Consider the following 26,701-nt stretch of genomic DNA (forward strand, 5'->3'; position numbering starts at 1 on the left):
TCGAGCGAGAAATGATCTAGTCTCTGTCACCCCAGGGAGAGATCGCCATGTTCCGTTACTTCGAGCAACTCAGTTCGCGCATCGCCGCCCCGTTCATGGCTCAAACCTCGCGCAACAGCAAGGTGTGGCAATGCCGCTGCGGCCAGTCTTTATTCTTTCGCAACAGCCAATGCCTGGCCTGCCAGGCAGTGCTGGGTTATCTGCCGCAGCAAAGCCGCCTGTCTTCCCTGCAACCCGGCCCTGTCGTTGACACTTGGCTGGCGGATGACGCGCCCGATGCCGGCACCTGGCGTCGCTGCGCCAACCTCGACTCACCGGCCGCGTGCAACTGGCTGATCCCCGCCCACAGCACTGGGTCGCTGTGCGTGGCCTGCAGCCTGAATCGCACTATTCCTGATCTATCCATCCCGGAAAACCCCGAACGCTGGCGCAAGGTCGAAACTGCCAAGCGTCGGCTGGTGGCACAACTGATCAGTCTGGGCCTGCAGGTGGTGCCCAAGAGCGTTGACGAAGACACTGGCCTGGCCTTCGACTTCATCGGGACTGACCTGGCAGGCAATGCGCCGACCACTGGCCATGCCAACGGCCTGATCACCCTCGATATCAAGGAAGCCGACGATGCTCACCGCGAAAAAGTCCGCGTACAGATGCGCGAGCCTTACCGCACCTTGCTCGGTCATTTTCGCCATGAAGTCGGCCACTATTACTGGGATCGGCTGATTGCCAACAGCCACTGGCTTGACGCTTTTCGCACCTTGTTCGGCGATGAGCGCGCCAGTTACGCCGAAGCGCTCGACCAGCATTATCAGAACGGCCCGCGCCCGGACTGGCAGCAAACCTGCGTCAGCGCCTATGCCACCATGCATCCCTGGGAAGACTGGGCTGAAACCTGGGCCCATTACCTGCACATGATGGACGCGGTGGACACCGCGTTGGGCTTTGGCATGAGCGCCCGCGAGATGGACCTGGACTACCAGCCGTTCCCGCTGACAACGCTGTATGACCCGGCACACCCCGGCGGCCCGGCGTTCCTCTCGTTCGTCAATGCCTGGATCGAGCTGGCCGGTATGCTCAACGAACTGTCCCGCGCCATGGGCCAGCCGGATTTCTACCCCTTCGTGCTGCCGCCGGCGGTGATAGCCAAGTTGCACTTTATCCACCTGGTCATCCAGGAAGAGGGCGGCAGAGCGGACAAGGTTCTGCAGGCTCAGTGATTGCTTCCGTGGGAGGGGTAATTGCAGAGGGCCATGGCAAGTACTTGAAGCTTCTCATTTTTTACGGTTGTAACTTCCGATCAGATCGGTACAATGGCGCGGCTTGCCGAGAGGCTTGCGTCGTTATGGTGACCCCATCGGTCCCCCCGCAACGATTACCCGTGAACCTGGTCAGAGCCGGAAGGCAGCAGCCACAGCGGGAACATTGTGTGCCGGGGTGTGGCTGGTGGGGTTGCCTCCATAACGCTCCCTTCTGTTTTACCTATTCCTGAATCCATATAGTCAGCCAGTCATCTGTGACCCTTATCGCACAGTGCACGACGGCCACTCCACGACTAGTGGCATACTCCCAAGCGTCTCTTTCCCCTGGCTACGAGGCTGTATGCACTCGGAACATTTTGATTTGTCCAGCCCTGTGTTCTTGCCGATCACCGAGCAAGCCTGTGCGGGTTTGCTGAGCGGTGACGGTGCAGCAGCGCTGGTAGCCCTGAGTGAACCGGAGTTGGCGGCGGTGCTGGTGATCCAGAACCTGGCTCAGGTGCCCGAAAGCGACCTGAGCGCCAATGGTGCCGAAAAAGTGTTGGCCAAGCTGATTGACTGGGCGGTAGAGGCCAGCCATTCGGCAAGCGTTTCCCTACTCTCCGAGGCGCAGCGGCTGTTCGACCAAAGGAAGCTGTACTTCGGCCTCAATGTGGTCAAAAGCCTGAAGCTGCGTTTTCTGTTAGCGGAGGAAGTGCAGGCGCGCGACTATCTGTTGCCTAGCGGCAAGTGGGACTTTGAATACAAAGTCCGCCATCTCAAGGCCAATGATCCCTTCAGCAAGCAGATGGTCACGCCCAGGCATCGCGAGCGCTGGTTGAGTGCCGAGCAAGACAAGTTGGTCAGAACCTTCCGCGCCAACTTGAACGAAGACCTGCATGTTCAGGGCTATGCAGGTATCGGCAAGAGTCACCTGCTGGTGGCGCTGATGGAGCACCTGCGCCCGGAAAAGACTTTGTTGCTGGCGCGTACCCCGGCAAAGCTGGAAACCCTGCGTGCCCGTATGGTGGGTGTACGCGAGCGAAAGGCCGGGCACACCTTCCATGCATTCGCCCACGCCTTGATGCAGGGGCCCAGAGCCAAGCCGCTGACTGCGCAGGTGAGGGCGCCGAGCAAGCAGGCACTGGCTCAGGAGCTGAATATCTTCGGCTTTCGTGGCCTGCAAGGGCCGGCTGTGGTCGACGTTTGCCTCAACGTATTGCAAGCCTACTGCCGCTCCTGGGAATACAGCCTGTCGGCGAAGCACTTGCCGCATTTCAAACAGCCGCTGTCCAGCGTTGATGCCAGGGCACTGCTCGAATATGCCAGCCGGCTATGGAGCTATCTCGAAGCGAATCCGGCCTGGGGCAGCCAGACTGGGTTTGAAGCCTTGCTGATGATCAAGCGCGCCAGCCTCGCCGGCTGCGTGGTGCCCGAGCGTTATACCCACGTCCTTATCGACGAGAGCCAGGATATTCCGGCGCCGCTGCTGCAAATCATCGAGCGGGGCCGGCAGGTGCTGATAACCCTGGGGGATGAGTATCAGCAGGCCAGTGGAGTCATGGTCAGGCGCGCCCGTGAGGTGCGCCATACGGATGTGTGTTACTCCGTGCGCTCCGGACGCAATGTCGAGCGCCTGGTCAATCCCTTGATCAGCCAGCATTCGGATAAGAGCAAAGTGCTTTTCGAGGGGGCTCGGGATGCCGACGTCGGTATCGAGTTTTATCCGCTGGGCTTTGTACCGCCGCAAGGCTGCGTGGTATTGACCGCATCCCACTGGGACACAATGAAGTGGGCCATCCAGTTGAGCGAAGCCCGTTGTGCGTTCAGCCTGGCCAGTAAAGAAGCGCAGCAATCGCTCAAGTACTTTATGGACACCGTGGTCGCGTTGTTCAAGCCTGACTTCTACAGCAGCGAGTTCAATGACAGCGGGCCCCATCCGTTTTTCAGCGATATGGCCGATTGGCAGCAAGTACGCGCGGCCTGCCAGTTCGATGAGGCGTTTCTCTGGGTCGAAGCTGAGCTGCAAAAAGGCTTTAATCTGGCGGATGTCACGCGCTTGAACAGGCAAAGCGGCCATCCGGATGAGCGCTGCCTCTTGATGTTGGCGCAAGACGCCGGTGGCATGGAGTTCAACCGGGTGTTGCTCACACCAGCGTTGTTGACCAACGTAAAGTTCCAGGATGCCTACGCGTTCGACCAGCGACTGTGTGCGGTGTACATCGCAATTTCGCGAGCCACCCAGCAGCTCTATCTGCCCTACGATGTGGTTGAGTGGCTCGACTATCACAAGTATCAGAAAACCCGCGAATTACACGGTTACTGAAGGGTTTAATCCAGCTGTTTCACAACTTTGGAAAAGCCCTCTGGACAACCCCCAGACCGCCTTGTTAGCTTGCGCCGGCCACTTGTTTCAGAGCATGACAAGGGCATGGACTTGATATTGAAGTGCTATCGCTTCTCTAACTTACAAGGATGTCTGTCATGAAAAGCCTGCAAGGGTTGCCTCGACTTATCAGTGCCTCAGTCGGCGCTCCCGGCAAAGCCCGCAACTTGCCCGCCGATGTGCAGTGCATCCAATACTTATTCAACCTGATCATTCCCAAAATGGGCTTTGCCTTGCTGGAAAACGGCAAGTGCGATGGCCAGTTGGTGCAGTGCATCAGCCAGTATCAGTTCCGCCATCTCAAATATGCTCATCCCGATGGGGTGATCGACCCCACGGGGCGTACGTTCAACAGCTTGATCGAGGAAGCGGTGAAAGTCCCGGTACGGGCCTTCCCGACCATGCGTATTCCGAGCTTTCTCAACGCATTGGGTAATAACAACGTTGATGCGGTGCAAGCCACGGTCAATGTCTACCTGAACCAGGTGCGTGCGGTGATCGAGGCCGAGCGGCGCAACCGCCAATTAATGTTGCAGGCCACCTGCGATGGCGGCACGACGCTGAGCGATACGGACTTCCAGAATGCTGCCAAGCAATTGGGCAACGGCATCTCGGTGAATGTGGTCAAGGCGTTCGCCACCATCGAGTCGGGCGGGAAGGTGGGGTTCGGGCCGGCCAGGCTGCCGATCATCGCCTTCGAAGGTCATCACTTTCGCAAGTACACCAAGCATATCTACGACCAGTCGCACCCTCTGCTGTCGTACATCTACAAGAAAAAAGCCGGGCCGCAGTGGCAGACCAACAACAAGGACCAGGTCAAGGCCTGGGAAACCATGGCCACCGCTTTTGCTCTCGACCAGGAAGCGGCACTGATGTCGGCGTCCTGGGGGATGTTTCAGGTCATGGGGTTCAACTTCGCGTCGTGCGGGTTCAAGACGGTGTTCGAGTTTGCAGCGGCGTTAAAAGTAAACGCCGGTAATCAACTCAAGGCCTACCTCAGTTTTTGCAGCAAGAGCACGGCGCTGATGAGTGCGATGAAAAACAAGGATTTCACAGCCATGGCTCGTAACTATAACGGCGAGGACTACGGCAACTATGACGTGCTGATGAAACAAGCCTACGAAGCCTTTGAAGGGAAGAAATAAGATGATTCGTTTTCTGGCGATGGGAATGCTGTCGTTGTGCGCCGTGGCCCCCGCGTTTGCGGGTTCGGCCGCTTTGCATTCAGGCAAGTACGAAGGGTTGATGCTGGCGGTGACGCCCGCGAATCAGGTTGAAGGCTTTTATTCCGAAGCGATGGGCGAGGGCGTTAGCCGCCGTTGCACCTTCTACCTGCAAGGCAAGCCAGAGGCGCTTACCACCTGGCTGGATGCTGCCTACCCTGGGAGTGTGGCAGTGGCGTCCGACGGTGTGGTCCTGACAGTGGAGCAGGGCCGGCAACACCCCGGCTGCATCAACGTGTTGATGCCGGAAATCGCCACGGGTCTGGACCTGACCCAGACTGCCAGCAAAAAGTGGATCGGGCTGGTGACGGTGTCTGCCGACAAGGCTTACCTGCTGAAAACTCCGGGGGCCAAGGCGGTCAAGCGTCCCTATATCGTCAAGGGTGATGTAGTGGGTGTGCTGGCGTTCAAGGACGGCTGGGCGCAGGTGGAGTTTATCAACGCTGACGACCGTTCGTTCACGGGGTGGATCAGCCAGGGCCAGTACGCACGGTTGGATGCGCCGAAGCCCTGAGAAGCTCTGAAATGTGGGAGGGGGTGTTAGCCGAAGGTTTCGCGCAGTAGCCCGGAGAATGCATCCCGTGCCAGATGCCGCTGGGTATCTTTGTGCCAGAACAGCAAGTTGTCTACCGCTGCCAGTTCGTCGAACCGATACGATGCCAGCTGATTGGCCTGCTCATAACGCGCCAGGATGCCCTCCGGCGCCAACGCCACGCCAATCCCCGCGCTGACGCAGCCGATGATCGTGCCCCAACTGGTATAGCTGGCAATCGCCGGCTTGAAGTCCTGGGGCTTGAGCCAGTGTTCCAGTGCTGCGCGATAGGGGCAGCCGGGCGGCCACACCAATAGTGTGCGGCCAGCCAGGTCTTCGGGGCTGTGGATGGGCGCGCTGGACGCGCTGGCGATCAGTACCAGGCGTTCGCTGTAGACCACGCTGTGCTCCAGCTTCGTGTGTTTGCCACTGGCGGCCACGAGCGCCACATCCAGACGATGGTGTTGCAGGTCGTCCAGCAGTTGCGCCCAGGCGCCGGTCACCAACTCCAGGCTGACCTCGGGATAACGCCGGTGATACTCCGCCAACAGCGGCGGCAGGCGGCCGCTGGCGCTGGATTCCACCGCGCCGATGCGCAAGGTGCCACGGGGAATCGCGCTGGCATCCACCGCACGCTTGGACTCATCCACCAACGCCAGGATGCGCTCGCAGTAATCCAGGAAGATCTCACCCGCAGCACTGATCGCCAGCCCGCGGCCGGCGCGGATAAACAACGGTGTGCCCAACTCGCTTTCCAGCTGCTTGATGCGCGTGGTGATGTTGGACGGCACACAGTGCAGTTGCAGGGCGGCCTGGGCCACGCTGCCGGTTTGCGCCACGGCTCGCACCATTTTCAGTTGGGCCAGTTCCATTGCTCAGCTCCAGTGATTTCAGAAGTCAGAAACGCTTAATTGTCCTACGCCGGGCCCGGGCCAAGACTGACGGCACTCCTTCTTTTATGGATGCCATCGATGAGTACCCCGTCACCGCTCAAGCTTACGCTAGTCATTGCCAGCGTCATCCTCTGTTGGGCTTATTCACCCATAGGCGTGCATATGGGGCTGCACAGCTACAGCCCTGGCCAATTGGCGTTGCTGCGTTTTTTGATTGCGTCGCTATTCATGGCGGCTGTGGCCTGGGTAGTCGGCATTGGCCGGCCCCAGGTGCGCGACCTGCCGTGGCTGCTGGTGCTGGGTTTCTTCGGGGTGTTCCTGCACCACACCAGCCTCAATCACGGGCAGCAATGGGTGACAGCGGCGGCGTCGAGTGTGTTGGCACAATCGGCGCCGCTGTTCAGTGTGTTGATCGCTTTTTTCTGTTTGCAGGAGCGCGTCAGCATGTGGCGTTGGAGTTGTGTGCTGTTGGGGTTGGTCGGCGTGCTGGTGGTGATCTGGGGCGATCATGGCGTAGGCGATATCGACCCGCGCGGCTTGTTGATCCTGCTGGCGGCCTGCTCATGGAGCGTGTACTTCGCCATCCAGAGGCATTACGCCCATCGCTACAGTCCGTTGACGATGGCGTGCTACATGGTCTGGTCCGGCACCTTGATGCTGTGCGTGAACCTGCCGGGCCTGCCTGCCGCTATCGTGCAGGCGCCGTTGCGGGAGAACCTCGCGGTGCTGGTGCTGGGCATCTTTCCCAGCGCGTTGGCCTATCTGGCCTGGGGTTATGTGCTCAAGCACGTCGAAGTCAGCCGCGCTTCGGTGGCGATGTACCTGATTCCGCCGGTTGCCATGGTGATGGCCGCCACCCTGCTCGGTGAACAGGTGACCCTGCAGGTGATGCTGGGTGCGGTGATCGTGCTGACCAGCGTCGCCGCTATCAGCCTGGAGGGGCGCTGGCGCTCAATCGTGCGGCCAGCACACCCGCAGACGCCATCTGGACGGGCAATCAAGCCAGCTTCGTCAGATTAGACGAGCGTGCCGGATGCAATTTCCCCCCTGCTCCGCTAGCATTACCGGCTTCCGCTTCCCAGTTGCGACGGTTTTCGATGAGTTATCAGGTTCTTGCACGTAAATGGCGCCCGCGCTCGTTCCGCGAAATGGTCGGCCAGACCCATGTGCTCAAGGCTCTGATCAATGCCTTGGACAGCCAGCGGCTGCACCACGCCTATCTGTTCACCGGTACTCGCGGGGTGGGCAAGACCACGATTGCGCGCATCATCGCCAAGTGCCTGAACTGTGAGACCGGTATCACGTCAACGCCTTGCGGCACCTGTTCGGTCTGCCGCGAGATCGACGAAGGGCGTTTCGTCGACCTGATCGAGATCGACGCCGCAAGCCGCACCAAGGTCGAAGACACCCGCGAGCTGCTCGACAACGTGCAGTACGCGCCGAGCCGTGGGCGCTTCAAGGTCTACCTGATCGACGAAGTGCACATGCTGTCCAGCCACTCCTTCAATGCGCTGTTGAAAACCCTGGAAGAGCCGCCGCCCTACGTTAAGTTCATCCTGGCCACCACCGACCCGCAGAAACTTCCTGCAACCATTTTGTCGCGGTGCCTGCAGTTCTCGCTGAAGAACATGACGCCCGAGCGCGTGGTCGAGCATTTGACCCATGTGCTGGGTGTCGAGAACGTACCGTTCGAAGACGACGCCCTGTGGTTGCTGGGCCGCGCCGCCGACGGTTCGATGCGCGACGCCATGAGCCTCACCGACCAGGCCATCGCCTTTGGCGAAGGCAAGGTGATGGCTGCCGATGTGCGCGCCATGCTCGGTACCCTGGACCACGGCCAGGTCTTCGACGTGCTGCACGCGCTGATCGAGGGCGACGCCAAGGCATTGCTTGAGGCCGTGCGCCACCTGTCGGAGCAAGGCCCGGACTGGAATGGCGTGCTTTCGGAAATCCTCAATGTGCTGCACCGCGTCGCTATCGCCCAGGCCTTGCCGGAAGGCGTGGATAACGGCCATGGCGATCGCGACCGCGTGTTGGCCCTGGCCCAGGCATTGCCGGCCGAGGATGTGCAGTTTTACTACCAGATGGGCCTGATCGGCCGCCGTGACCTGCCCCTGGCGCCGGACCCGCGAGGTGGCTTTGAAATGGTGCTGCTGCGGATGCTGGCGTTCCGGCCGGCGGATTCGGCAGACGCGCCGAGACAGCCGCTAAAGCCAGTGGGGATCAGCCAGGCCACAGTTGATTCCGCCAAACCAGTGGCTGGCGCGGCCGTTGTCGCGCCAGCAGTGGCTGCGCCTGCGCCGGTGGCGCCGGCACCTGAGCCCGAATCCGCGCCGGTTGCAGTGGCACCTGTGGTTGAGCCCGAGCCGGTTATCGAGCCCGCCCCCGTGGTCGACCTGCCCTGGAACGATCCGGTCGAAGCAGAGGCTGAGCCCGAGCCTGAGCAACAGCCCGCCGTGGAACCCGTACTGGAAACTGCCGGCGAGCAGCCCGAGCTGACGCCGATGCCTGCGCCGACCCCGGACAGCGTGGTGCCGGATGCCCCTGAGTGGGTATCGGCGCCGGTTCCCGAGCCGACGGTAGCCCAGGTCGAGGCCGCGACCCCCGGCATCGACCTGGACGACGAACCGCCGCTGGACGAAGACTACATCGAGCCGGACATGGATTCGGCCTACAGCTACCTGGACGAATTGGCCAGCGAGCACACCGCCGAACCGGCACCCGAGCCCGAAGCCGAACCGGCTGCGGCGCCGGCTACCGGCCTGGCCCTGCAATGGCTGGAATTGTTTCCGAAATTGCCGATCTCCGGCATGACCGGGAGTATCGCCGCCAACTGCACACTGATCTCCATCGAGGGCGACCATTGGCTGCTGCACCTGGACCCGGCCCACAGCGCCTTGTTCAATGCGACCCAGCAGCGTCGGCTCAACGATGCGCTCAACCAATACCATGGGCGCACGCTGACCATCGCCATCGAACTGATCAAGCCGGAGCAGGAAACCCCGGCCCAGGCCGCGACCCGTCGGCGTCTGAACCGCCAGCGCGAGGCTGAGGATTCGATCCACGCTGATCCGCTTATCCAACAAATGATGCAACAGTTCGGTGCGGTCGTCCGCCACGATACTATTGAACCTGTCGAAGCCCCGGTGCCCCAAGCGTCATGACACCGGGCTATTTATTGATCCACGTACTTTTGAGGTGATTCCCATGATGAAAGGTGGCATGGCCGGCCTGATGAAGCAGGCACAGCAGATGCAGGAAAAAATGGCCAAGATGCAGGAAGAACTGGCCAACGCCGAAGTCACCGGTAAAGCCGGTGGCGATATGGTCAGCGTGGTGATGACCGGTCGCCACGATATCAAGCGTGTCAGCATCGACCCGAGCGTGTTGCCTGGCGTGGGCGAAGATGACCTGGAAATGCTCGAAGCGTTGTTCGCCGCAGCCGTCAACGATGCTGTGCGCAAGATCGAAGCCAATAGCCAGGACAAAATGTCCGGCGTGACGGCTGGCATGCAACTGCCACCGGGCATGAAACTGCCGTTCTGATACAAACCTTGGCTAGACTCAAATGCCGGGCATTGCGCCCGGCATTTTTTTTGCGCGCACGAAACATCGAACCCCGGCCCGTTGCTCATGGTCTGCACCCTATACCGCTGAATTCTCATCGATAAAAGGAGCCCCGCTGATGCCTCAAGACATGACGCTCAACCAACGCATCGTTCTGGTCTCACGCCCTCAAGGCGCACCCACGCCGGAAAACTTCCGCCTGGAACGTGTAAGCCTGCCCGATCTGGCAGACGGTCAGGTGCTGCTCAAGACGCTGTACCTGTCTTTGGACCCCTACATGCGTGGACGCATGAGTGACGCGCCGTCCTACGCCGCGCCTGTGGAAATCGGCGAAGTGATGACCGGTGGTGCTGTCAGCCGTGTCGAGCAATCACGCAACCCGAAATTCGAGGTAGGTGATCTGGTGGTCGGTGCCACCGGCTGGCAGAGCCACAGTATCTGCGACGGCAAGAACCTGATGCCTTTGCCCAAGGGGCTTGCGAGCCCGTCGATGGCCCTGGGCGTGTTGGGTATGCCAGGCATGACCGCTTACATGGGCCTGATGGATATCGGTCAGCCGAAGGCCGGGGAAACCCTGGTGGTGGCGGCTGCGTCCGGCGCGGTGGGCTCGGTGGTGGGGCAGGTGGCCAAGCTCAAGGGCTTGCGCGTGGTAGGGATTGCTGGCGGTGCCGACAAGTGCCGCTATGTGGTGGATGAGCTGGGCTTTGACGCCTGTATCGACCACAAGAGCGCGGACTTTGCCAACGAATTGGCCCTGGCGTGTTTCAAAGGCGTGGACATCTACTTCGAAAACGTTGGCGGTAAGGTCTTCGATGCGGTGCTGCCGCTGCTCAACGCCAAGGCGCGCGTGCCGCTGTGCGGGTTGATCGCCGGTTATAACGCCCATGAAACCCCCAGCGGCCCTGATCGCCTGCCGGCACTGCAGCGCACCTTGCTGACCAAGCGTGTGCGTATCCAGGGCTTTATCGTGTTCGACGACTATGGCGACCGCCAGCCGGAATTCCTCAGCGCTATGGCGCCGTGGGTGCGCGATGGCAAGATCAAGTTCCGCGAGGATGTGGTCGATGGCCTGGAGCAAGCGCCTGAAGCCTTTATCGGCTTGCTGGAGGGACGCAACTTCGGCAAGTTGGTGGTGCGCGTCGCGCAAGATTGAGTATTTGACGCTAATCCGGGGCGCGGGTATAAACCGCGTCTCGTTGTTTTGTCGGACCCTTCGCCCATGAGCTTCAGCCCCCTGATTCGCCAACTGATCGACGCCCTGCGTACCTTGCCAGGTGTTGGCCAGAAAACTGCCCAGCGCATGGCGCTGCAACTGCTGGAGCGTGATCGCAGTGGCGGCACCCGCCTGGCCCAGGCTCTGAGCCAGGCCATGGAAGGCGTGGGCCACTGCCGTCAGTGCCGCACCCTCACCGAAGAAGAACTTTGCCCGCAATGCGCCGACCCCCGTCGCGACGACACGTTGCTCTGCGTGGTGGAGGGGCCGATGGATGTGTATGCAGTGGAGCAGACCGGTTATCGCGGCCGCTACTTTGTGCTCAAGGGCCACCTGTCGCCGCTCGACGGTTTGGGGCCGGAAGCCATCGGTATCCCGCAACTGGTCGCGCGCATTGAAGAACAGGGCACCTTTAGCGAAGTGATCCTGGCGACCAACCCGACGGTGGAAGGTGAAGCCACGGCGCATTACATCGCCCAACTGCTGACCAATAAAGGCTTGATCACTTCAAGGATCGCCCACGGCGTGCCGTTGGGTGGCGAGCTGGAATTGGTGGACGGCGGTACCTTGGCGCACTCGTTCGCAGGCCGCAAGCCGATCGCCCTCTAACGCCCATTGCAGCCCCCAATGTGGGAGCTGGCTTGCCTGCGATAGCATCACCACGGTGTAACTGAAAAACCGAGGCGCTTGCATCGCGGGCAAGCCCGGCTCCCACATTGGTTTTGTGGTGTCGGTGAAAATCGTGTACAGCTTGAAAACCAAGCAAGCGCTTGGTAAGTTCGCTCCATCTCGCCATGGAGCTTGCCGATGTCTGCCTATCAGGAATACTTCGACCCCAGCCACCAATTGGTCCGCGACAGCGTGCGCCGGTTTGTCGAGCGTGAGATGTTGCCGGGCATCGAGCACTGGGAGGAGGCTGAGAGCTTTCCTCGTGAGCTTTACCTCAAAGCCGGAGCGGCGGGCATTCTCGGGATCGGTTACCCCGAGGCATTGGGTGGAAGCCACGAAGGCGATCTGTTCGCCAAGGTCGCCGCCAGCGAAGAACTGATGCGTTGCGGTTCCGGTGGTGTGGTGGCCGGGCTCGGCTCCCTGGATATCGGCCTGCCGCCCATCGTCAAATGGGCCCGGCCTGACGTGCGGGAGCGTATAGCGCCCCTGGTGCTGGCCGGCGAGAAGATCATCGCCCTGGCGGTTACCGAACCGAGTGGCGGCTCGGATGTCGCCAACCTGCACACCCGCGCCGTGCGTGACGGTGAGCACTACCGTGTGAGCGGTGCCAAGACCTTTATCACCAGCGGCATTCGGGCGGATTTCTATACTGTGGCGGTGCGCACCGGCGGGCCGGGCTTCGGCGGTATCAGCCTGTTGCTGATTGAAAAAGACACCCCCGGTTTCACCGTTGGCCAGCCGTTGAAGAAGATGGGCTGGTGGGCGTCGGACACGGCCGAGTTATTTTTCGACGACTGCCACGTGCCCGTCGGCAACCTCATCGGCGCTGAAAACATGGGGTTTGCCTGCATCATGGGCAACTTCCAGAGCGAGCGCCTGGCGCTGGCGCTGATGGCCAACATGACCGCGCAACTGGCCCTGGAAGAAAGCCTCAAGTGGGCCGCCCAGCGCGAAGCGTTCGGTAAACCCATCGGCAAGTTCCAAGTGCTCAAGCATCGCCTGGCGGAAATGGCCACCGCCGTGGAAGTGTCCCGCGAGTTCACTTACCGTCAGGCGGCGAAGATGGCCGCTGGCAAGAGCGTGATCAAGGAGATTTCCATGGCCAAGAACCTGGCCACGGATACAGCTGACCGGGTGACCTATGACGCGGTGCAGATGTTGGGCGGGCAGGGGTACATGCGGGGTAGCCTGGTGGAGCGGCTGTATCGGGATAATCGCATTCTGTCGATCGGGGGCGGGACGCGCGAGGTGATGAATGAAATCATCAGTAAGCAGATGGGGTTATGAACCGGGGTGTTCTCTCGGGCCTCATCGCGGGCAAGCCCGGCTCCCACAGGGGAATGCATTCCAAGGTGGGAGCCGGGCTTGCCCGCGATGACGGCAGTACTGACGACCCTTACCTTTCGGTCAGCCCAAACTGCGTCAGGCAAAACGTGGGAATCCCCATGTCTTCCAACCGCTGCGAACCACCCAGTTCCGGTAAATCAATAATCGCCGCCGCTTCAAAGATCTGCGCGCCCATGCGCCGTACCAGGTTGGCCGCAGCAATCAGGGTGCCACCCGTGGCGATCAGGTCATCGAATATCAGCACCGAATCACCTTCGCAGAGGCTGTCGGCGTGTACTTCCAGTAAGGCTTCGCCGTACTCGGTCTGGTAACCCTCGGCCAGCACATCCGCCGGCAGCTTGCCTTGCTTGCGAAACAGGATCAGCGGCTTGTTGAGCTGGTAGGCGATGATCGAACCTATCAGGAAACCGCGGGCATCCATCGCACCGATATGCGTGAAATCGGCTTCGACATAGCGCTGGGCAAAGCTGTCGGCTACCAGGCGCAGGGCGCGGGGTGATTGGAACAGCGGGGTGATGTCACGAAAGATAACCCCAGGCTTGGGGAAGTCGATGACAGGGCGAATCAGGGATTTGATGTCGAACGAATCGAAGGTCATCGTCGCAGAGTCCTGGGCGGAAAACGGACTCGAAGTATACCTGCGGCCTTGCCGATTGGCGCGGCCGCAGTGTCTGGATCAGACCTCCAGTGAGCCACCGGCCAATGCGCACAGCTGGATCGGGTCGAGGATATGCACTTCCTTGCCCTCGGCAGCAATCAACTGGTTCTGCTGGAAGCGGGTAAACACGCGGGACACAGTCTCAACCGCCAGGCCCAGGTAATTGCCGATTTCATTGCGCGACATGCTCAGGCGGAACTGGTTGGCCGAGAAGCCACGGGCACGGAAGCGCGCCGACAGGTTGACCAGGAACGTTGCGATGCGCTCGTCGGCGGTTTTCTTCGACAGCAGCAGCATCATTTGTTGATCGTCACGAATCTCGCGGCTCATCACGCGCATCAACTGGCGGCGCAGTTGTGGCAATTGCAGGGCCAATTCGTCCAGGCGCTCGAAAGGAATTTCGCACACCGACGTCGTCTCCAGGGCCTGGGCCGACACCGGGTGAATCTCGGTGTCCATTCCCGACAGCCCGACCAACTCGCTGGGCAGGTGGAAGCCGGTGATTTGTTCTTCGCCGCCGTCGCTGAGGCTGAACGTCTTCAATGCGCCCGAACGTACTGCATAGACGGAATCAAACTTGTCGCCCTGGCGAAACAAAAACTCGCCTTTTTTCAGTGGGCGGCCGCGTTTGACGATGTCGTCCAGCGCATCCATGTCTTCCAGATTCAACGAAAGTGGCAGGCAGAGGGGAGCCAGGCTGCAATCCTTGCAATGGGCCTGGCTGTGAGCGCGCAGTTTAACTGGCTCGGACATTTCTTAAATCCTTGTGGGAAAACACACATAAGACGTAAGGGTAACGCACTGGGGGGTATGGAGGCCAGCGTGTACAAAAAACCTGCCGGTATATAAAGATCTGGCTAAAACCGCCGATAGTACTGCCATCGACTACAAACACGGTGGCTCAAACCATGTTAGCCCTCAGTACCCAACTCGCTTCGCGTACTCAGATCCAGGCACAACCCGAAACCAAGAAAGCTGCCGATTCCGATGTCGCCGCGATTCCGACGGCGGATGAAGCCAAGCCTGCCGTTTCGGTGACCATTTCCGGCGCCGCGATGAAAGCTGCCGCGGCGGAAAAAACCTCAAACAGTGACATCGACGAAAGCGGCCTGGCGGACAACGTCAAGAATCTGCTCAAGATGATTCGTGAGATCAAAAAGCAGATTGCCGAGAAACAGGCTGAGATGGCAGCGGTAATGGCCGACAGAAGTCTCAGCCCTGAACAGGCCCGTGCCCGGCTTTCCGGGCTGCAATCGGCCTTGGGTGCGCTGCAAGCCAGCTTGACCAGCGCCCAGGCGTCTCTCACCAAGGCGATGAAAGACATGAGCGCGGGTGATGCAGCCAAGGCCGCGACCCTGGCCATGAAGTAAGACCGTCTAGATGACCCGCGAAAATCGTTGCCTGTTCTGGTGCTCCAGATAGGCATCGAACACCATGCACACTGAACGCACCAGCAAGCGCCCGGCCGGCAGCACACGAATGCCCTGGGCGTCCAACTCGATCAGGCCGTCGGTGGCCATCGTCTCCAACTGCGACCATAAATCGGCAAAGTAGCCACGAAAATCGATGTTGTACGCCTGTTCGATCGTCTCGAAGCCCAGGCTGAAATTGCAGATCAACTGCTGGATCACTTCCCGTCGCAGGCGATCGTCGGTGGTGCAGACCAAACCACGGCTGGTCGCCAGTTGTGCGCCCGCCAAGGCGTTCTGGTATTGGGTGAGGTCGCTGCTGTTCTGGCAATACAAGTCGCCAATCTGGCTGATCGCTGAAACGCCCAACCCAATCAGATCGCAATGCCCGTGGGTGGTATAGCCCTGGAAGTTGCGCTGCAGCTTGCCTTCCTCCTGGGCGATGGCCAGTTCGTCGTCCGGCAGGGCAAAGTGATCCATGCCGATATAGCGGTAGCCGGCCTGGGTCAGTTGTTCAATGGTGGTTTGCAGCATCAGCAGTTTTTCGGCCGGCGAGGGCAGCTCGTCGGTGTTGATCCGCCGTTGGGGCATGAAACGTTCCGGCAGATGGGCGTAGTTGAATACGGACAAGCGGTCCGGCTGCAAGCGGATGACTTCTTCCACAGTACGCGCGAAGTTCAGCGGTGATTGCTTGGGCAAGCCGTAGATCAAATCGATATTGATCGAGCGAAATTGCAGGGTACGCGCCGCATCGATCACTGCGCGGGTCTCTTCCAGGCTTTGCAGGCGATTGACCGCTCGTTGCACCTCGGGGTCAAGGTCTTGCAGGCCGATGCTTACGCGGTTGAAACCCAGCTCGCGCAGCAGGCCCATGGTGGCCCAGTCGGCTTCGCGAGGGTCGATTTCAATGCCATAGTCGCCCGAATCATCATCGAGCAAATTGAAATGCTGGCGCAGGCAATTCATCACCTGGCGCAGTTCATCGTGGCTGAGAAAAGTCGGTGTGCCGCCGCCAAAGTGCAATTGCTCCACTGGCTGCTTCGGATCGAGGTGGCAGGCCACCAGCTGGATTTCCTGCTGCAGGCGTTGCAAGTAGGCCTGGGCGCGACCACGGTCCTTGGTGACCACCTTGTTGCAGGCGCAGTAGTAGCAAATGTTGGCGCAGAACGGTACGTGCACATACACCGATAACGGCCGTACCGCCTTGCGGCTTTCGCGCAGGGCGTGGAGCAGGTCGAAGGTGCCGACCTGGCTGTCCAACTGGACGGCGGTAGGGTAGGACGTGTAGCGCGGCCCCGCCAAGTCGTAGCGGTGAATCAGATCTGTGTCCCAACGAATGGCGTCGAGCATGCGGGCGGTCCCCCGGATTGGCTAGTGGGCCGAGTCTAGGGGCAGGGCTGGCAAGGCATGTTGATTTGCATCAACGGGGAGCGGCGCTATGCCACAGGGGCTTTCAATGACCCATGAGCCAGTGCTGATGCGGGCCCGGCAAGGTCCAGATACCGAAGATGATCACCAACAGGCCGCCGGCCATGCGCACGCTGCGTTTACGCAAGAGCGCGGTGACACGCTCCGCCGCCAGCCCGGTGGCCAGCAGCACCGGCCAGGTGCCGAGGCCGAATGCGAGCATCAGCAACGCGCTGTCCAGCGCATTGCCCTGGCTCGCGGCCCACAGCAGGGTGCTGTAGACCAACCCGCACGGCAACCAGCCCCACAGCGCGCCCAGCAGCAAGGCGCGCGGCAGGCTCGACACCGGCAGCAAACGGTTGGCCAGCGGCTGGATATGCCGCCACAGGCCGCGTCCGAGGCTTTCGATGCGGGTCAGGCCGCTCCACCAACCGGCCAGGTACAGGCCCATGCAAATCAGCAGTAACCCGGCGAGCACGCGCATGAACATCGCCGCCGGGCTGTTGGCCACCGCCCAGCCGGCCAGGCCGATCAGCAGCCCTGCCGTGGCATAGCTGAGGATGCGCCCCAGGTTGTACGCCAGCAGCAGGCGAAAGCGGCGGCTGCGTTGCTCCTTGGGGATCGCCAGGGTCAGCGCGCCCATCAACCCGCCGCACATGCCCAGGCAATGGCCGCCGCCGAGCAGGCCCAGAATCAATGCCGAAACCAGCAGGGGCGCCAGCTCAAGCATGAGGTGGGTCCTTGGGCGGTTGTTCGGGGCCGTTGGCTTCGTCAATGGCGGCCAGGTGGTTAGGGTCCTGGTCGTCAAACAGCGCGCTGTGGGCCGGGCCATCGAGATCTTCGTACTGGCCGCTGTCCACGGCCCAGAAGAAGATATAGATGGCCACACCCACTAACAGCAGCGCCGCTGGAATCATTACGTATAAGGCTGGCATCTGCACTCCATGCCCACGCGGCTCAGGCCGGCAGCGGGCGGGTTACTGGGGCGGTACCTTTAGCGTGTGCGCTCGGCAGGCGAGTCAGGCGCAATGCGTTAAGTACCACGGTCAACGAACTGAGGGACATACCGATGGCTGCCCAGATTGGTGTGATCCAGCCCAGGGCCGCAAACGGCAGCATAAGGCCATTGTACAGCCCGGCCCACAGCAGGTTTTCAATGATCACTCGACGGGTGCGCCGCGCCAGGCTGAAGGCTTGCACCAGTGCCTCCAGGCGGTTGGACAACAGCACTGCGTCGGCGCTGGTTTTCGCCAGATCAGTGGCCGAGCCCATGGCCACGCTGATATCGGCGGCGGCCAGCACCGGCACATCATTGACGCCATCGCCCAGCATCAGCACCTTGTGGCCTTGCCTATGCAGGTTTTGCAGCACCTGCAACTTGTCATCAGGGCGCAGGCCGCCGTGGGCTTCGTCGATGCCCAGCTCAAGGGCCACACTGGCGACCATCGGTGAGCTGTCGCCCGAGAGCAGCAGCGTACGCCAGCCGCGTGCCTTGCACGCTGCGAGCAGGGCAGGGGCGTCGCTGCGCAGGCGGTCGTCGAGTACGAACCAGGCGAGGGCGCCGCTGTTGTCACCCAACAGCAGCCATTGCCCGGCGTCGTCCGGTGAGGCGGGAATCGCGCAGCCACTGAGTTCGCAGACAAAACCCGGTTGGCCGATACGCAACAGGCGGTCCCCCACCCGACCCTCCAGGCCCAGGCCAGGGGTGCTCAACACTTCATCAGCGGCCAGTGGCGCACGCCCAAAGGCTCGAGCAATCGGGTGTTCCGAGCGGTTCTCCAGGGCGGCAGCGAGACCCAGGCACTGGTCGCTGTCCAGCGCGCCCAGGAGGCGGATGGCGCGCAACGCCAGGCGCCCTTCGGTGAGGGTGCCGGTCTTGTCGAAAATTACTGTGTCGATCTGGTTCAGGCCTTCAAGCACATGGCCACGGGTCAGTAGCAACCCCAGGGTGTGCAAGGTGCCGGTGGCAGCGGTCAGGGCGGTTGGGGTGGCCAGGGACAGTGCACACGGGCACGTCGCCACCAGCATCGCCAACACAATCCAGAATGCGCGTGACGGGTCCAGTTCCCACCACAGCAGGCCGATCAGCACGGCGGCGATCAGCGAGCACAGCAGGAACCACTGCGCGGCACGGTCGGCGATTTGCGCCAGGCGTGGTTTCTCGGCCTGGGCGCGCTCCAGCAGGCGCACAATGGCGGACAGGCGCGTGTCGTGGCCCAGGGCGCGCACCTCGACGGTCAGTGCGCCCTCGACATTCAGCGTGCCAGCCGTAACGCTGTCGCCGACCCGCCGCGGTTGTGGCAGGTACTCGCCGGTCAGCAGGGATTCATCGATGCTGGATTGGCCGTCGAGGATCACGCCATCCGCCGGCAGCACCGCGCCGGGATGCACCAGTACACGATCACCCAATGCCAGTTCACTGAGCAGGATGCGTTCGCTCTGGCCATCGTCTTTGAGGCGCAAGCAGGAGGCGGGCAACAGGTTGACCAATTGAGCGGTGGCTGCGGCGGTGCGCTCCCGGGCACGGCGCTCAAGGTAACGCCCGGCCAGCAGGAACAGCGCAAACATGCCCACGGCATCGAAATACAATTCGCCCACGCCGGTGATCGCGGTCCAGATGCCCGCCAGGTACGCACCGCCAATTGCCAGGGATACCGATACGTCCATGGTCAGGTGTCGCGTGCGTATGTCACGCAGCGCCCCTTTGAAGAACGGCGCGCAGCTGTAGAACACGATGGGTGTGGTGAGAAACATCGCAACCCAGCGCAGGATCACGTGCAACTCCGGGCTCAGGTCGATATTGAATTCCGGCCAGGTCGCCATGGTTGCCATCATCGCCTGGAACCACAGCAAGCCGGCAACCCCCAGTTGACGCAGGGCCAGGCGGTTTTCGCCGGCCAATTGTTCGGCGGCCCGGTCGGCCTGGTAGGGATGGGCGGCGTAACCGATATGGCGCAGTTCGCTGAGCAGTTGGCTCAACGGCAATTGCCCATCGGCCCAGCGCACATGCAGGCGATGGTTGGACAGGTTCAGCCGCGCCTCGGCCACCGCGGGCAGGCTGCGCAGGTGTTTCTCGATCAACCAGCCGCAGGCGGCGCAGCTGATGCCTTCCATCAACAGGGTGGTTTCGGCCAAGTCGCCTTGATGGCGCACAAAGGGTTTTTGCACATCGGCGCGGTCGTACAGCGCCAGCTCATCCACCAGTTGCACCGGGAGCGCCTCGGGGTTGGCCGAGGCTTCGCTGCGGTGCTGGTAATAGCTTTCCAGCCCACCGGCCACAATCGCTTCAGCCACGGCCTGGCAGCCGGGGCAGCAGAGTTCGCGGCGTTCGCCGAGGATCCGGGCGGTGAACCGGCTGCCGGGCGGGACGGGCAGGGCGCAGTGGTAGCAGGGGATTGGGCTGGTCATGGGCGCTGCTATTTTTTCAGGTCTTCGGCACCCTGCAATGGTTCGTCACCCAACAGCAAGTCTTTGTCGTGGCTGACCTCTTCTTCCTCGAACATCCTCCAGGTGTTGCTGCCTTCCACGCCAAGCAGTTCCACGAAACGCCGGCCCTCGACCTTGTCGGTGACCTGGCCGATGTAGCGGCCCTGCTCGCTATCACTGCGGGCCAGGACGATCTTGCGATCCTTCTCCGGCTGGGTCGGGGAAATCAGGTTCAGTTCCAGGGTTGCAGGGCCGCTGTTGCCGGTCAGGTGCAACTCGACTTCGCCGGTCAGTTCATCCAGGTGCAACCTGGCACGCAGTTGCAGGGTCTGGGCCAGGCGTTCACGGTCCAGGGAGCGGTTGATGCCTTTGCCGGCCTCGTAGTAATTGTCGTTGACCAGGTTGTCCGGGTTGTTGACCGCGATGGTCACCATGGACAGGGTCAGCGTCACCGAGCAGGCCAGGATCGCGATGATGATCCAGGGCCAGAGGTGCTTGTACCAAGGGCTTGCAGCAGTGGTTGCGGGCATTCTTGTGTTCCCTGTTTAACGAACTTGTGGGCCGATGAATCGGCTCTTGGCTTCAATATGAACGCTGGTGTCATCGGCATCTTTGAGGATGAACGTCACCTCGTTGGTGCTCGACGGCAGTTGCTCCGGCGCACTCGACAACTCCACCGGCATACTGACGATATCGCCGGCGGCCACCTTGATTTCGCGTCGCCCCTGCAACTTGAGGTCCGGCAGGCCGGCGGCGTCGAGCACGTAGGTGTGGTCGTGCTGGTCCTTGTTCATGATCTTCAGGCTGTAGACGTTTTCGATGCGCCCTTCGGCGTTTTCCCGGTACAGCACGCGGTCCTTGCTGACATCGAAACCCACCAGCGAGCGCATGAAGAATGCGCCGACCAGCAAGCCGATCATCGCCAGCAGCACCAGCGCGTAGCCGATCAGCCGTGGGCGCAACTTGTGGGTCTTCTGTCCGGACAGGTTGTGCTCGGTGGTGTAGCTGATCAGGCCGCGTGGGTAGTCCATCTTGTCCATGATGTTATCGCAGGCATCGATACAGGCGGCGCAGCCGATGCACTCGATTTGCAGGCCGTCGCGGATATCGATGCCGGTCGGGCACACCTGCACGCACATGGTGCAATCGATGCAGTCGCCCAGGCCCTGGGCCTTGTAGTCGACGCCCTTTTTACGCGGGCCGCGCACTTCGCCACGGCGCGGGTCATAGGAAACGATCAGGGTGTCTTTGTCGAACATTACGCTCTGGAAGCGCGCGTAAGGGCACATATAGATACACACCTGCTCGCGCAGCCAGCCGGCGTTGCCGTAGGTGGCGAGGGTGAAGAAGCCGACCCAGAAATACGACCAGCCGTCGGCCTGGCCGGTGAAGAAATCGAACACCAGCTCGCGGATCGGCGAAAAGTAGCCGACGAAGGTCATGCCGGTGGCGAAACCGATCAACAGCCACAGCGTGTGTTTGCTGAACTTGCGCAGGAACTTGTTGGCGCCCATGGGCGCCTTGTCCAGCTTGATGCGCTGGTTGCGGTCGCCTTCGGTGACCTTCTCGCACCACATGAAAATCCACGTCCACACGCTTTGCGGGCAGGTATAGCCGCACCACACCCGTCCGGCGTACACGGTGATAAAGAACAGGCCAAAGGCCGCAACAATGAGAATGCCCGAGAGCAGGATGAAATCCTGGGGCCAGAAGGTGGCGCCAAAAATGAAGAACTTACGCTCCGGCAGGTTCCACCACACCGCCTGGTGGCCGCCCCAGTTCAGCCACACGGTGCCGAAGTAAAGCAGGAACAGGCCGGCGCCACCGAGCATGCGCAAATTGCGGAACAGGCCGGTGAAGGCACGGGTATAGATTTTCTCTCGCGAGGCGTAGAGGTCGACGCTGTTGCTCGCGTTTTTGGCAGGCGGGGTAACGTCATGTACCGGTATCTGGTTGCTCATCATTGCATCCCACGGCGGTGGAGATTTGCCTCGGCCAGTACGTGCCAGCCAGGGTCAAATGGGGGGTGTTGCAGTGGCCTAATGATACGCCCCCGATGTTGTGCAAAGGGTGCGACCTTTGGTCGCGTTGGGAGAAATCAAATGATGGTGTACGTGACCTGGATCAATTGACTTGTGAAGTATGGACGGTTTTGGTTGGTGTGCCGGTCATTCGTCCCTCGGGTCAATCAGTGGCGCGCCGCTGGGCCAGAAGTCGCTGATGTGGCGTGAGCAGGGTGAGTCACGGAAAAGCGCAGATCAAGTTTGGCAATATTTTTATATTGCCGTGTCAGGCTGGCTCGGCTGTTTTATAGCCATGGCATAAATTGTAAATATATAGGCAAGCATCAAGTGCGATTGGTTGCTTACTATTTGCTCCGCTTGAAGTTTCCACTGATGGCCAGTCGCCAAGCATGTATACATGCATTTACATGTTTTTGCTCTGCGGATTGAACTGTTTGGTAAGTGGTATTCACTAATGGGTGTGTGGTTTGTTTTTTTCTGGTCTTATCTGCTTTTTGAGGTGTTAGATGATAAGTGATAATGTTTTTACTGCTCCAAGTTCCGGGGTTTTTAATCTGCGCTCTATCTTGGGGCTGCCAACTTCAGATCATGCTGTACCCGCGAGCGCGATGACGTTGCGTAGTTTTGCCGTTCAACCATCCTTTGCTGGCAATCGAGTGCCTGATGACTCGAAGGTGATAGAGGGCGAGGTGGTGGAACGACTGCTGCAAAACTTCAACGTGTTTGAAGATCCAGGCTCTCCAGGACGCATTACGGTTGGGAGTTTGGTTGAAGTGCTTTGCGGGTTTAAGCCTGAGGTGTCGGAAAGGAACGTCGAGTTGGTTAAGATGATTTTTCTAATGCCCGGACTTTTGAATAAGCTTTGTAGTGCCCAGGGTGTTGATAAAGTAGGTGCTCCCTCATCGGATGGCAGTATTGATAAGTTTGATTTGGAACGGCTGGATAATTTTCATGCGCCGTTGCGTAATCGCCGACGGGAATTTAATAAGATGGTTATGTATTAATCTCAGCGAGCAGAGCGAATGATCTGTTGCAGTTGGTGTACGTTGTCTCGATCAATTGACTTGTGAAGTACGGACGGTTTTTGCTCGCAAGACGGTCATTCGCCCCATGGATTGATCAGCGCAACGCCGCTGGACTTGAAGTCGCTGACGTTGCGTGTGACCACGGTAAGCCATGAACCAGAGCGGTTGCGGCAATCGACGAGTCACTCGGAAGCCAGAAACAAAAAAGCCCCGCCAGTTTTCGCTGGGCGGGGCTTTTTTGTGTGCGAGGATTTATTGCTCTTCTGCCTTCTTATCCCCATGGGACAGGCTGTACACATACGCCGCCAGCAAGTGCACTTTGTCATTGCCTTGCAGCAACTCCTGCGCAGGCATCTGGCCTTGACGGCCGTAACGAATGGTCTGCTGCAGTTGCGCGAAGCTTGAACCGTAGATGAATGCGCCCGGGTGCGTCAGGTCGGGGGCGCCCATGGCTGGCGTGCCTTTACCGGCCGGGCCGTGGCACGCCACGCAGTTGGCGGCGAAAAGTTTCTCGCCGTTGGCAACGTCGGCCTTGGCGCCTTCGGGCAGTTTGCGGCCATCGAGGTTGGTCACCACAAAGCCTGCTACGTCAGCCACGCCTTGCTCGCCGATGACTTCGGCCCAGCCTGGCATTACTGCGTGGCGGCCTTGCATGATGGTTTGCTTGATGGTCTCTGGCTCGCCGCCCCAGCGCCAGTCAGCGTCGGTCAGGTTAGGGAAACCGTAGGCGCCTTTGGCGTCGGAGCCGTGGCACACCGAGCAGTTGGAGGCAAACAGGCGGCCTCCCATCTTCAGGGCTTGCGGGTCCTTGGCCACCTCTTCAATGGGCATCGATGCGAATTTGGCGAAGATCGGCCCGAACTTGGCTTCCGATCTGGCCATTTCCTTTTCCCATTCGTGCACGCCGGTCCAGCCGGTCTGGCCGTTGGCAAAGGCGGTTTGCTTGTCGTTGTCCAGGTAGTTATAGCCCGGCAGCAGGCCCTTCCAGTTACCCAGGCCGGGGTAGAGCACCAGGTAGCCGAGGGCGAAGACGATGGTGCCGACAAACAGCATGAACCACCATTTGGGCAGTGGGTTGTCGTACTCCTCGATGCCATCGAACGAGTGGCCGACGGTCTCGTCCGTCTGCTCGGTGCGCTGGCCCTTGCGGGTCGACAGCAGCAGCCAGGTCAGGGCGAAGATGGTACCCAGACTGAGGACTGTGACGTACAGACTCCAGAACGTAGTCATTCTTTGTTACTCCTAGAAGCTTGCTCGACGTGCTTGATGGCTTCGGGATCATCTGCAAAGGGCAGCATGGTCGCGTCGTCAAACTCCGACTTGCGCCGCGGGCTGAACACCCACAGCGCCAGGCCGACAAAGGCCACCATCACCACAACGGTGCCCAGGCCACGAATCATCCCGATATCCATGTAGGTCACCGTTTGCTTTTGATGATGGTGCCAAGGCCTTGCAGGTAGGCCACCAATGCGTCCATTTCGGTCTTGCCCTTCACAGCGGCCGCTGCACCGGCGATGTCTTCGTCGGTGTAGGGCACGCCCAGGGTGCGCAAGACTTCCATCTTCTTCGCGGTGTCCTTGCCGTCGAGCTTGTTTTCCACGAGGAACGGGTACGCCGGCATTTTCGACTCCGGCACCACGTTGCGCGGGTTGTACAAGTGCGCACGCTGCCAGTCATCGGAGTAACGCCCGCCCACACGGGCCAGGTCCGGGCCGGTGCGCTTGGAGCCCCACAGGAACGGGTGGTCCCACACGCTTTCACCGGCGACCGAATAGTGGCCGTAGCGTTCGGTTTCGGCGCGGAACGGGCGAATCATCTGCGAATGACAGCCCACGCAACCGTTGGCGATGTAGACGTCACGGCCCTCCAGTTCAAGGGCGGTGCGCGGCTTCATGCCTTCGACCGGCTTGTTGGTCACGTCCTGGAAAAACAGCGGGACGATCTGGGTCAGGCCGCCGATACTCACGGCAATGACCATGAAGAAGGCCAGCAGGCCGATATTCTTCTCGACTACTTCATGCTTCATCAGTGGGCTCCCACAACGGCGATCTTGGCGGCGGCTTCGGCTTCTACAGGGTCAGAGGCACGCACGGTGCGCCAGACGTTGTAGGCCATCAGCAGCATGCCGCTGGCAAAGAACGCTCCGCCCAGGGCTCGCACGATAAAGCCCGGGTGGCTGGCTTGCAGCGCTTCGACGAAGGAGTAGGTGAGGGTGCCGTCATCATTGATCGCACGCCACATCAGGCCCTGGGTGATGCCGTTGACCCACATCGAAGCGATGTAGAGCACGGTGCCGATGGTCGCCAGCCAGAAGTGCGCATTGATCAGCCCGACGCTGTGCATCTGAGCGCGGCCGAACAGTTTGGGGATCATGTGGTACAGCGCGCCGATGGAGATCATCGCTACCCAGCCCAGTGCGCCGGCATGTACGTGGCCGATGGTCCAGTCGGTGTAGTGGGACAGCGAGTTGACGGTCTTGATCGCCATCATCGGCCCTTCAAAGGTCGACATGCCGTAGAACGCCAGCGACACCACCAGAAAGCGCAGGATCGGGTCGGTGCGCAGCTTATGCCAGGCGCCCGACAGGGTCATCATGCCGTTGATCATGCCGCCCCAGCTTGGTGCCAGCAGGATGATCGACATCGCCATGCCCAGGGACTGTGCCCAATCCGGCAAGGCGGTGTAGTGCAGGTGGTGGGGGCCGGCCCAGATGTACAGGGTGATCAGCGCCCAGAAGTGCACGATGGACAGGCGATAGGAGTAGATCGGGCGCTCGGCCTGCTTGGGCACGAAGTAATACATCATCCCCAGGAAGCCGGTGGTGAGGAAGAACCCGACGGCGTTGTGGCCGTACCACCATTGGATCATCGCATCCGTCGCGCCCGAGTAGGCCGAATAGGACTTGAACAGGCTGACCGGCAACGAGGCGTGGTTGACGATGTGCAGCATCGCCGTGACCAGGATAAACGCACCGTAGAACCAGTTACCCACATAGATGTGCTTGGTCTTGCGCTTGACGATGGTGCCGAAGAACACCACCGCGTAGGTCACCCAGACGATGGCGAGCAGAATCGCGATCGGCCATTCCAGCTCGGCGTATTCCTTGGTGGTGGTGTAGCCCAGCGGCAGGCTGATGATGGCGCCGACGATAACCGCCTGCCAACCCCAGAAAGTGAACGCGGCCAGGCCATCGGAGATCAATCGCGTCTGGCAGGTGCGTTGCACCACGTAGTAGGAGGTGGCAAACAGTGCACAGCCACCGAAGGCGAAGATCACCAGGTTGGTGTGCAGCGGGCGCAAACGACCGAAGGTCGTCCAGGGCAGGTCGAAATTCAATTGCGGCCAGACCAGTTGCGAGGCGATGAACACCCCGAGCCCCATGCCAAGGATCCCCCAGACCACCGTCATGATGGCGAACTGGCGGACTACCTTATAGTTATAAGCAGTCGGACTGATTGCTGTGCTCATTCTAAGGTTCCACGGTTTAGGTTTTTTTATAGGTAAAATCGGTCGCAAGTATGTAGAAAGCGAGGGGCCATTGCAACGCAATGGCTGACCTGTATCAATGCGTTCCACGCCAGATTCTGCGCCCTTTCCATGTTTGGCGTAAGGATTAAATCCGAAATAGAAAGCTGATCAAGTGGACAGGAATTTTAGGGGGCGCAACGGATACCGTCGCCTACGCCAGAA

Annotated in this window: 25 protein-coding genes, 1 other RNA gene and 1 pseudogene; 13 read left to right on the top strand and 14 right to left on the bottom strand. The window is 60.5% G+C overall.

The annotated features are described in order from the left end of the window. The first annotated feature begins 47 nt into the window (after positions 1-47). The 5 genes from QMK52_RS14880 to QMK52_RS14900 all read left to right on the top strand — a co-directional run bounded on the left by QMK52_RS14880 (position 48) and on the right by QMK52_RS14900 (position 5,355). Positions 48-1,214, top strand: a complete 1,167-nt coding sequence (locus QMK52_RS14880; RefSeq protein WP_320403017.1) for a putative zinc-binding metallopeptidase — start codon at positions 48-50, stop codon at positions 1,212-1,214. A gap of 135 nt (positions 1,215-1,349) precedes the next feature. After that, positions 1,350-1,446, top strand: an RNA gene (ffs, locus tag QMK52_RS14885) — signal recognition particle sRNA small type. A gap of 150 nt (positions 1,447-1,596) precedes the next feature. Further along, on the top strand, positions 1,597-3,558 hold the full coding sequence (locus QMK52_RS14890; protein ID WP_320403018.1) for an AAA family ATPase: 1,962 nt from the start codon (positions 1,597-1,599) through the stop codon (positions 3,556-3,558). Positions 3,559-3,716: 158 nt separating this feature from the next. After that, entirely contained in the window at positions 3,717-4,763 is a 1,047-nt protein-coding gene (locus QMK52_RS14895; protein ID WP_005790303.1) for an N-acetylmuramidase family protein, read from the top strand. Between the two features lies 1 nt (position 4,764). Beyond that, positions 4,765-5,355: a hypothetical protein gene (locus QMK52_RS14900; RefSeq protein WP_005790302.1), complete on the top strand. Its 591-nt coding sequence runs from the start codon at positions 4,765-4,767 to the stop codon at positions 5,353-5,355. Positions 5,356-5,381: 26 nt separating this feature from the next. Here the strand turns inward: QMK52_RS14900 and QMK52_RS14905 are convergent, their stop codons facing one another. Further along, positions 5,382-6,245, bottom strand: a complete 864-nt coding sequence (locus QMK52_RS14905) for a LysR family transcriptional regulator (protein WP_005790300.1) — start codon at positions 6,243-6,245, stop codon at positions 5,382-5,384. A gap of 99 nt (positions 6,246-6,344) precedes the next feature. On the opposite strand from QMK52_RS14905, the gene QMK52_RS14910 reads away from it, so the two are divergent. The 6 genes from QMK52_RS14910 (at position 6,345) to QMK52_RS14935 (ending at position 13,002) form a co-directional block, all read left to right on the top strand. Beyond that, positions 6,345-7,286, top strand: a complete 942-nt coding sequence (locus QMK52_RS14910) for a DMT family transporter (protein WP_320403019.1) — start codon at positions 6,345-6,347, stop codon at positions 7,284-7,286. Between the two features lie 77 nt (positions 7,287-7,363). Then, positions 7,364-9,430 (top strand): DNA polymerase III subunit gamma/tau, encoded by a 2,067-nt coding sequence (gene dnaX, locus QMK52_RS14915; protein WP_194438914.1) that lies wholly within the window; start codon positions 7,364-7,366, stop codon positions 9,428-9,430. Positions 9,431-9,473: 43 nt separating this feature from the next. After that, positions 9,474-9,812, top strand: a complete 339-nt coding sequence (locus QMK52_RS14920) for a YbaB/EbfC family nucleoid-associated protein (RefSeq protein ID WP_003193199.1) — start codon at positions 9,474-9,476, stop codon at positions 9,810-9,812. A gap of 139 nt (positions 9,813-9,951) precedes the next feature. Continuing rightward, positions 9,952-10,986 (top strand): NADP-dependent oxidoreductase, encoded by a 1,035-nt coding sequence (locus tag QMK52_RS14925; RefSeq protein ID WP_194438913.1) that lies wholly within the window; start codon positions 9,952-9,954, stop codon positions 10,984-10,986. Positions 10,987-11,052: 66 nt separating this feature from the next. After that, a complete protein-coding gene (recR, locus tag QMK52_RS14930; protein WP_005790294.1) occupies positions 11,053-11,655 on the top strand; it encodes a recombination mediator RecR in 603 nt (200 codons plus the stop codon). Between the two features lie 198 nt (positions 11,656-11,853). Then, a complete protein-coding gene (locus QMK52_RS14935) occupies positions 11,854-13,002 on the top strand; it encodes an acyl-CoA dehydrogenase family protein (RefSeq protein ID WP_228308824.1) in 1,149 nt (382 codons plus the stop codon). Positions 13,003-13,111: 109 nt separating this feature from the next. On the opposite strand, the gene QMK52_RS14940 is transcribed toward QMK52_RS14935, so the two are convergent. Both QMK52_RS14940 and fnr read right to left on the bottom strand, forming a co-directional pair. Next, positions 13,112-13,660: an adenine phosphoribosyltransferase gene (locus QMK52_RS14940; RefSeq protein ID WP_320403020.1), complete on the bottom strand. Its 549-nt coding sequence runs from the start codon at positions 13,658-13,660 to the stop codon at positions 13,112-13,114. Positions 13,661-13,738: 78 nt separating this feature from the next. Further along, positions 13,739-14,473: a fumarate/nitrate reduction transcriptional regulator Fnr gene (gene fnr / locus QMK52_RS14945; protein WP_005790290.1), complete on the bottom strand. Its 735-nt coding sequence runs from the start codon at positions 14,471-14,473 to the stop codon at positions 13,739-13,741. 155 nt (positions 14,474-14,628) lie between these two features. Here fnr and QMK52_RS14950 point away from each other — a divergent pair, with 155 nt between their 5' ends. Next, a complete protein-coding gene (locus tag QMK52_RS14950) occupies positions 14,629-15,090 on the top strand; it encodes a hypothetical protein (protein WP_005790288.1) in 462 nt (153 codons plus the stop codon). A gap of 6 nt (positions 15,091-15,096) precedes the next feature. On the opposite strand, the gene hemN is transcribed toward QMK52_RS14950, so the two are convergent. The 6 genes from hemN to ccoG form a co-directional block, all read right to left on the bottom strand. After that, entirely contained in the window at positions 15,097-16,479 is a 1,383-nt protein-coding gene (gene hemN, locus QMK52_RS14955; protein ID WP_005790287.1) for an oxygen-independent coproporphyrinogen III oxidase, read from the bottom strand. A 103-nt stretch (positions 16,480-16,582) separates the two neighbouring features. Beyond that, a complete protein-coding gene (locus QMK52_RS14960) occupies positions 16,583-17,266 on the bottom strand; it encodes a sulfite exporter TauE/SafE family protein (protein WP_122732174.1) in 684 nt (227 codons plus the stop codon). Beyond that, on the bottom strand, positions 17,259-17,471 hold the full coding sequence (ccoS, locus tag QMK52_RS14965; RefSeq protein WP_320403021.1) for a cbb3-type cytochrome oxidase assembly protein CcoS: 213 nt from the start codon (positions 17,469-17,471) through the stop codon (positions 17,259-17,261). Before ccoS ends, QMK52_RS14960 begins: the two co-directional genes overlap by 8 nt. A 22-nt stretch (positions 17,472-17,493) precedes the next feature. Continuing rightward, positions 17,494-19,944, bottom strand: a complete 2,451-nt coding sequence (locus QMK52_RS14970) for a heavy metal translocating P-type ATPase (RefSeq protein ID WP_320403022.1) — start codon at positions 19,942-19,944, stop codon at positions 17,494-17,496. Between the two features lie 8 nt (positions 19,945-19,952). Then, the gene (locus QMK52_RS14975; protein WP_005790281.1) at positions 19,953-20,492 is read right to left on the bottom strand and encodes a FixH family protein; all 540 of its coding nucleotides are present in this window, start codon (positions 20,490-20,492) and stop codon (positions 19,953-19,955) included. Positions 20,493-20,507: 15 nt separating this feature from the next. Beyond that, positions 20,508-21,923, bottom strand: coding sequence for a cytochrome c oxidase accessory protein CcoG (ccoG, locus tag QMK52_RS14980; protein ID WP_005790280.1), 1,416 nt, complete (start codon positions 21,921-21,923; stop codon positions 20,508-20,510). Between the two features lie 569 nt (positions 21,924-22,492). On the opposite strand from ccoG, the gene QMK52_RS14985 reads away from it, so the two are divergent. After that, positions 22,493-22,990, top strand: coding sequence for a hypothetical protein (locus QMK52_RS14985; RefSeq protein WP_005790277.1), 498 nt, complete (start codon positions 22,493-22,495; stop codon positions 22,988-22,990). Positions 22,991-23,085: 95 nt separating this feature from the next. Here QMK52_RS14985 and QMK52_RS14990 read toward each other — a convergent pair. From QMK52_RS14990 to ccoN, 5 genes and pseudogenes are all read right to left on the bottom strand, one after another. Beyond that, positions 23,086-23,198 (bottom strand): annotated as a pseudogene (locus QMK52_RS14990) (VapC toxin family PIN domain ribonuclease); the annotation flags it as partial. 65 nt (positions 23,199-23,263) lie between these two features. Then, positions 23,264-24,241, bottom strand: a complete 978-nt coding sequence (gene ccoP / locus QMK52_RS14995) for a cytochrome-c oxidase, cbb3-type subunit III (RefSeq protein ID WP_005790276.1) — start codon at positions 24,239-24,241, stop codon at positions 23,264-23,266. After that, positions 24,238-24,423, bottom strand: a complete 186-nt coding sequence (locus QMK52_RS15000) for a CcoQ/FixQ family Cbb3-type cytochrome c oxidase assembly chaperone (protein WP_005790274.1) — start codon at positions 24,421-24,423, stop codon at positions 24,238-24,240. Before QMK52_RS15000 ends, ccoP begins: the two co-directional genes overlap by 4 nt. A 5-nt stretch (positions 24,424-24,428) precedes the next feature. Next, entirely contained in the window at positions 24,429-25,037 is a 609-nt protein-coding gene (gene ccoO / locus QMK52_RS15005) for a cytochrome-c oxidase, cbb3-type subunit II (protein ID WP_003193167.1), read from the bottom strand. Beyond that, positions 25,037-26,479, bottom strand: a complete 1,443-nt coding sequence (ccoN, locus tag QMK52_RS15010) for a cytochrome-c oxidase, cbb3-type subunit I (protein WP_005790273.1) — start codon at positions 26,477-26,479, stop codon at positions 25,037-25,039. The genes ccoO and ccoN overlap by 1 nt, the downstream gene beginning before the upstream one ends. Positions 26,480-26,701: the final 222 nt, after the last annotated feature.

This window comes from Pseudomonas sp. P9_2, assembly GCF_034008255.1.
Taxonomy (GTDB): domain Bacteria; phylum Pseudomonadota; class Gammaproteobacteria; order Pseudomonadales; family Pseudomonadaceae; genus Aquipseudomonas; species Aquipseudomonas synxantha_A.

What these genes read in the sequence shown, in the direction of transcription:
- QMK52_RS14880 (WP_320403017.1), top strand. Translation starts at nt 48, where the DNA reads ATGTTCCGTTACTTCGAGCAACTCAGTTCGCGCATCGCCGCCCCGTTC.
- QMK52_RS14890 (WP_320403018.1), top strand. Translation starts at nt 1,597, where the DNA reads ATGCACTCGGAACATTTTGATTTGTCCAGCCCTGTGTTCTTGCCGATC.
- QMK52_RS14895 (WP_005790303.1), top strand. Translation starts at nt 3,717, where the DNA reads ATGAAAAGCCTGCAAGGGTTGCCTCGACTTATCAGTGCCTCAGTCGGC.
- QMK52_RS14900 (WP_005790302.1), top strand. Translation starts at nt 4,765, where the DNA reads ATGATTCGTTTTCTGGCGATGGGAATGCTGTCGTTGTGCGCCGTGGCC.
- QMK52_RS14905 (WP_005790300.1), bottom strand. Translation starts at nt 6,245, where the DNA reads ATGGAACTGGCCCAACTGAAAATGGTGCGAGCCGTGGCGCAAACCGGC.
- QMK52_RS14910 (WP_320403019.1), top strand. Translation starts at nt 6,345, where the DNA reads ATGAGTACCCCGTCACCGCTCAAGCTTACGCTAGTCATTGCCAGCGTC.
- dnaX (WP_194438914.1), top strand. Translation starts at nt 7,364, where the DNA reads ATGAGTTATCAGGTTCTTGCACGTAAATGGCGCCCGCGCTCGTTCCGC.
- QMK52_RS14920 (WP_003193199.1), top strand. Translation starts at nt 9,474, where the DNA reads ATGATGAAAGGTGGCATGGCCGGCCTGATGAAGCAGGCACAGCAGATG.
- QMK52_RS14925 (WP_194438913.1), top strand. Translation starts at nt 9,952, where the DNA reads ATGCCTCAAGACATGACGCTCAACCAACGCATCGTTCTGGTCTCACGC.
- recR (WP_005790294.1), top strand. Translation starts at nt 11,053, where the DNA reads ATGAGCTTCAGCCCCCTGATTCGCCAACTGATCGACGCCCTGCGTACC.
- QMK52_RS14935 (WP_228308824.1), top strand. Translation starts at nt 11,854, where the DNA reads ATGTCTGCCTATCAGGAATACTTCGACCCCAGCCACCAATTGGTCCGC.
- QMK52_RS14940 (WP_320403020.1), bottom strand. Translation starts at nt 13,660, where the DNA reads ATGACCTTCGATTCGTTCGACATCAAATCCCTGATTCGCCCTGTCATC.
- fnr (WP_005790290.1), bottom strand. Translation starts at nt 14,473, where the DNA reads ATGTCCGAGCCAGTTAAACTGCGCGCTCACAGCCAGGCCCATTGCAAG.
- QMK52_RS14950 (WP_005790288.1), top strand. Translation starts at nt 14,629, where the DNA reads ATGTTAGCCCTCAGTACCCAACTCGCTTCGCGTACTCAGATCCAGGCA.
- hemN (WP_005790287.1), bottom strand. Translation starts at nt 16,479, where the DNA reads ATGCTCGACGCCATTCGTTGGGACACAGATCTGATTCACCGCTACGAC.
- QMK52_RS14960 (WP_122732174.1), bottom strand. Translation starts at nt 17,266, where the DNA reads ATGCTTGAGCTGGCGCCCCTGCTGGTTTCGGCATTGATTCTGGGCCTG.
- ccoS (WP_320403021.1), bottom strand. Translation starts at nt 17,471, where the DNA reads ATGCCAGCCTTATACGTAATGATTCCAGCGGCGCTGCTGTTAGTGGGT.
- QMK52_RS14970 (WP_320403022.1), bottom strand. Translation starts at nt 19,944, where the DNA reads ATGACCAGCCCAATCCCCTGCTACCACTGCGCCCTGCCCGTCCCGCCC.
- QMK52_RS14975 (WP_005790281.1), bottom strand. Translation starts at nt 20,492, where the DNA reads ATGCCCGCAACCACTGCTGCAAGCCCTTGGTACAAGCACCTCTGGCCC.
- ccoG (WP_005790280.1), bottom strand. Translation starts at nt 21,923, where the DNA reads ATGAGCAACCAGATACCGGTACATGACGTTACCCCGCCTGCCAAAAAC.
- QMK52_RS14985 (WP_005790277.1), top strand. Translation starts at nt 22,493, where the DNA reads ATGATAAGTGATAATGTTTTTACTGCTCCAAGTTCCGGGGTTTTTAAT.
- ccoP (WP_005790276.1), bottom strand. Translation starts at nt 24,241, where the DNA reads ATGACTACGTTCTGGAGTCTGTACGTCACAGTCCTCAGTCTGGGTACC.
- QMK52_RS15000 (WP_005790274.1), bottom strand. Translation starts at nt 24,423, where the DNA reads ATGGATATCGGGATGATTCGTGGCCTGGGCACCGTTGTGGTGATGGTG.
- ccoO (WP_003193167.1), bottom strand. Translation starts at nt 25,037, where the DNA reads ATGAAGCATGAAGTAGTCGAGAAGAATATCGGCCTGCTGGCCTTCTTC.
- ccoN (WP_005790273.1), bottom strand. Translation starts at nt 26,479, where the DNA reads ATGAGCACAGCAATCAGTCCGACTGCTTATAACTATAAGGTAGTCCGC.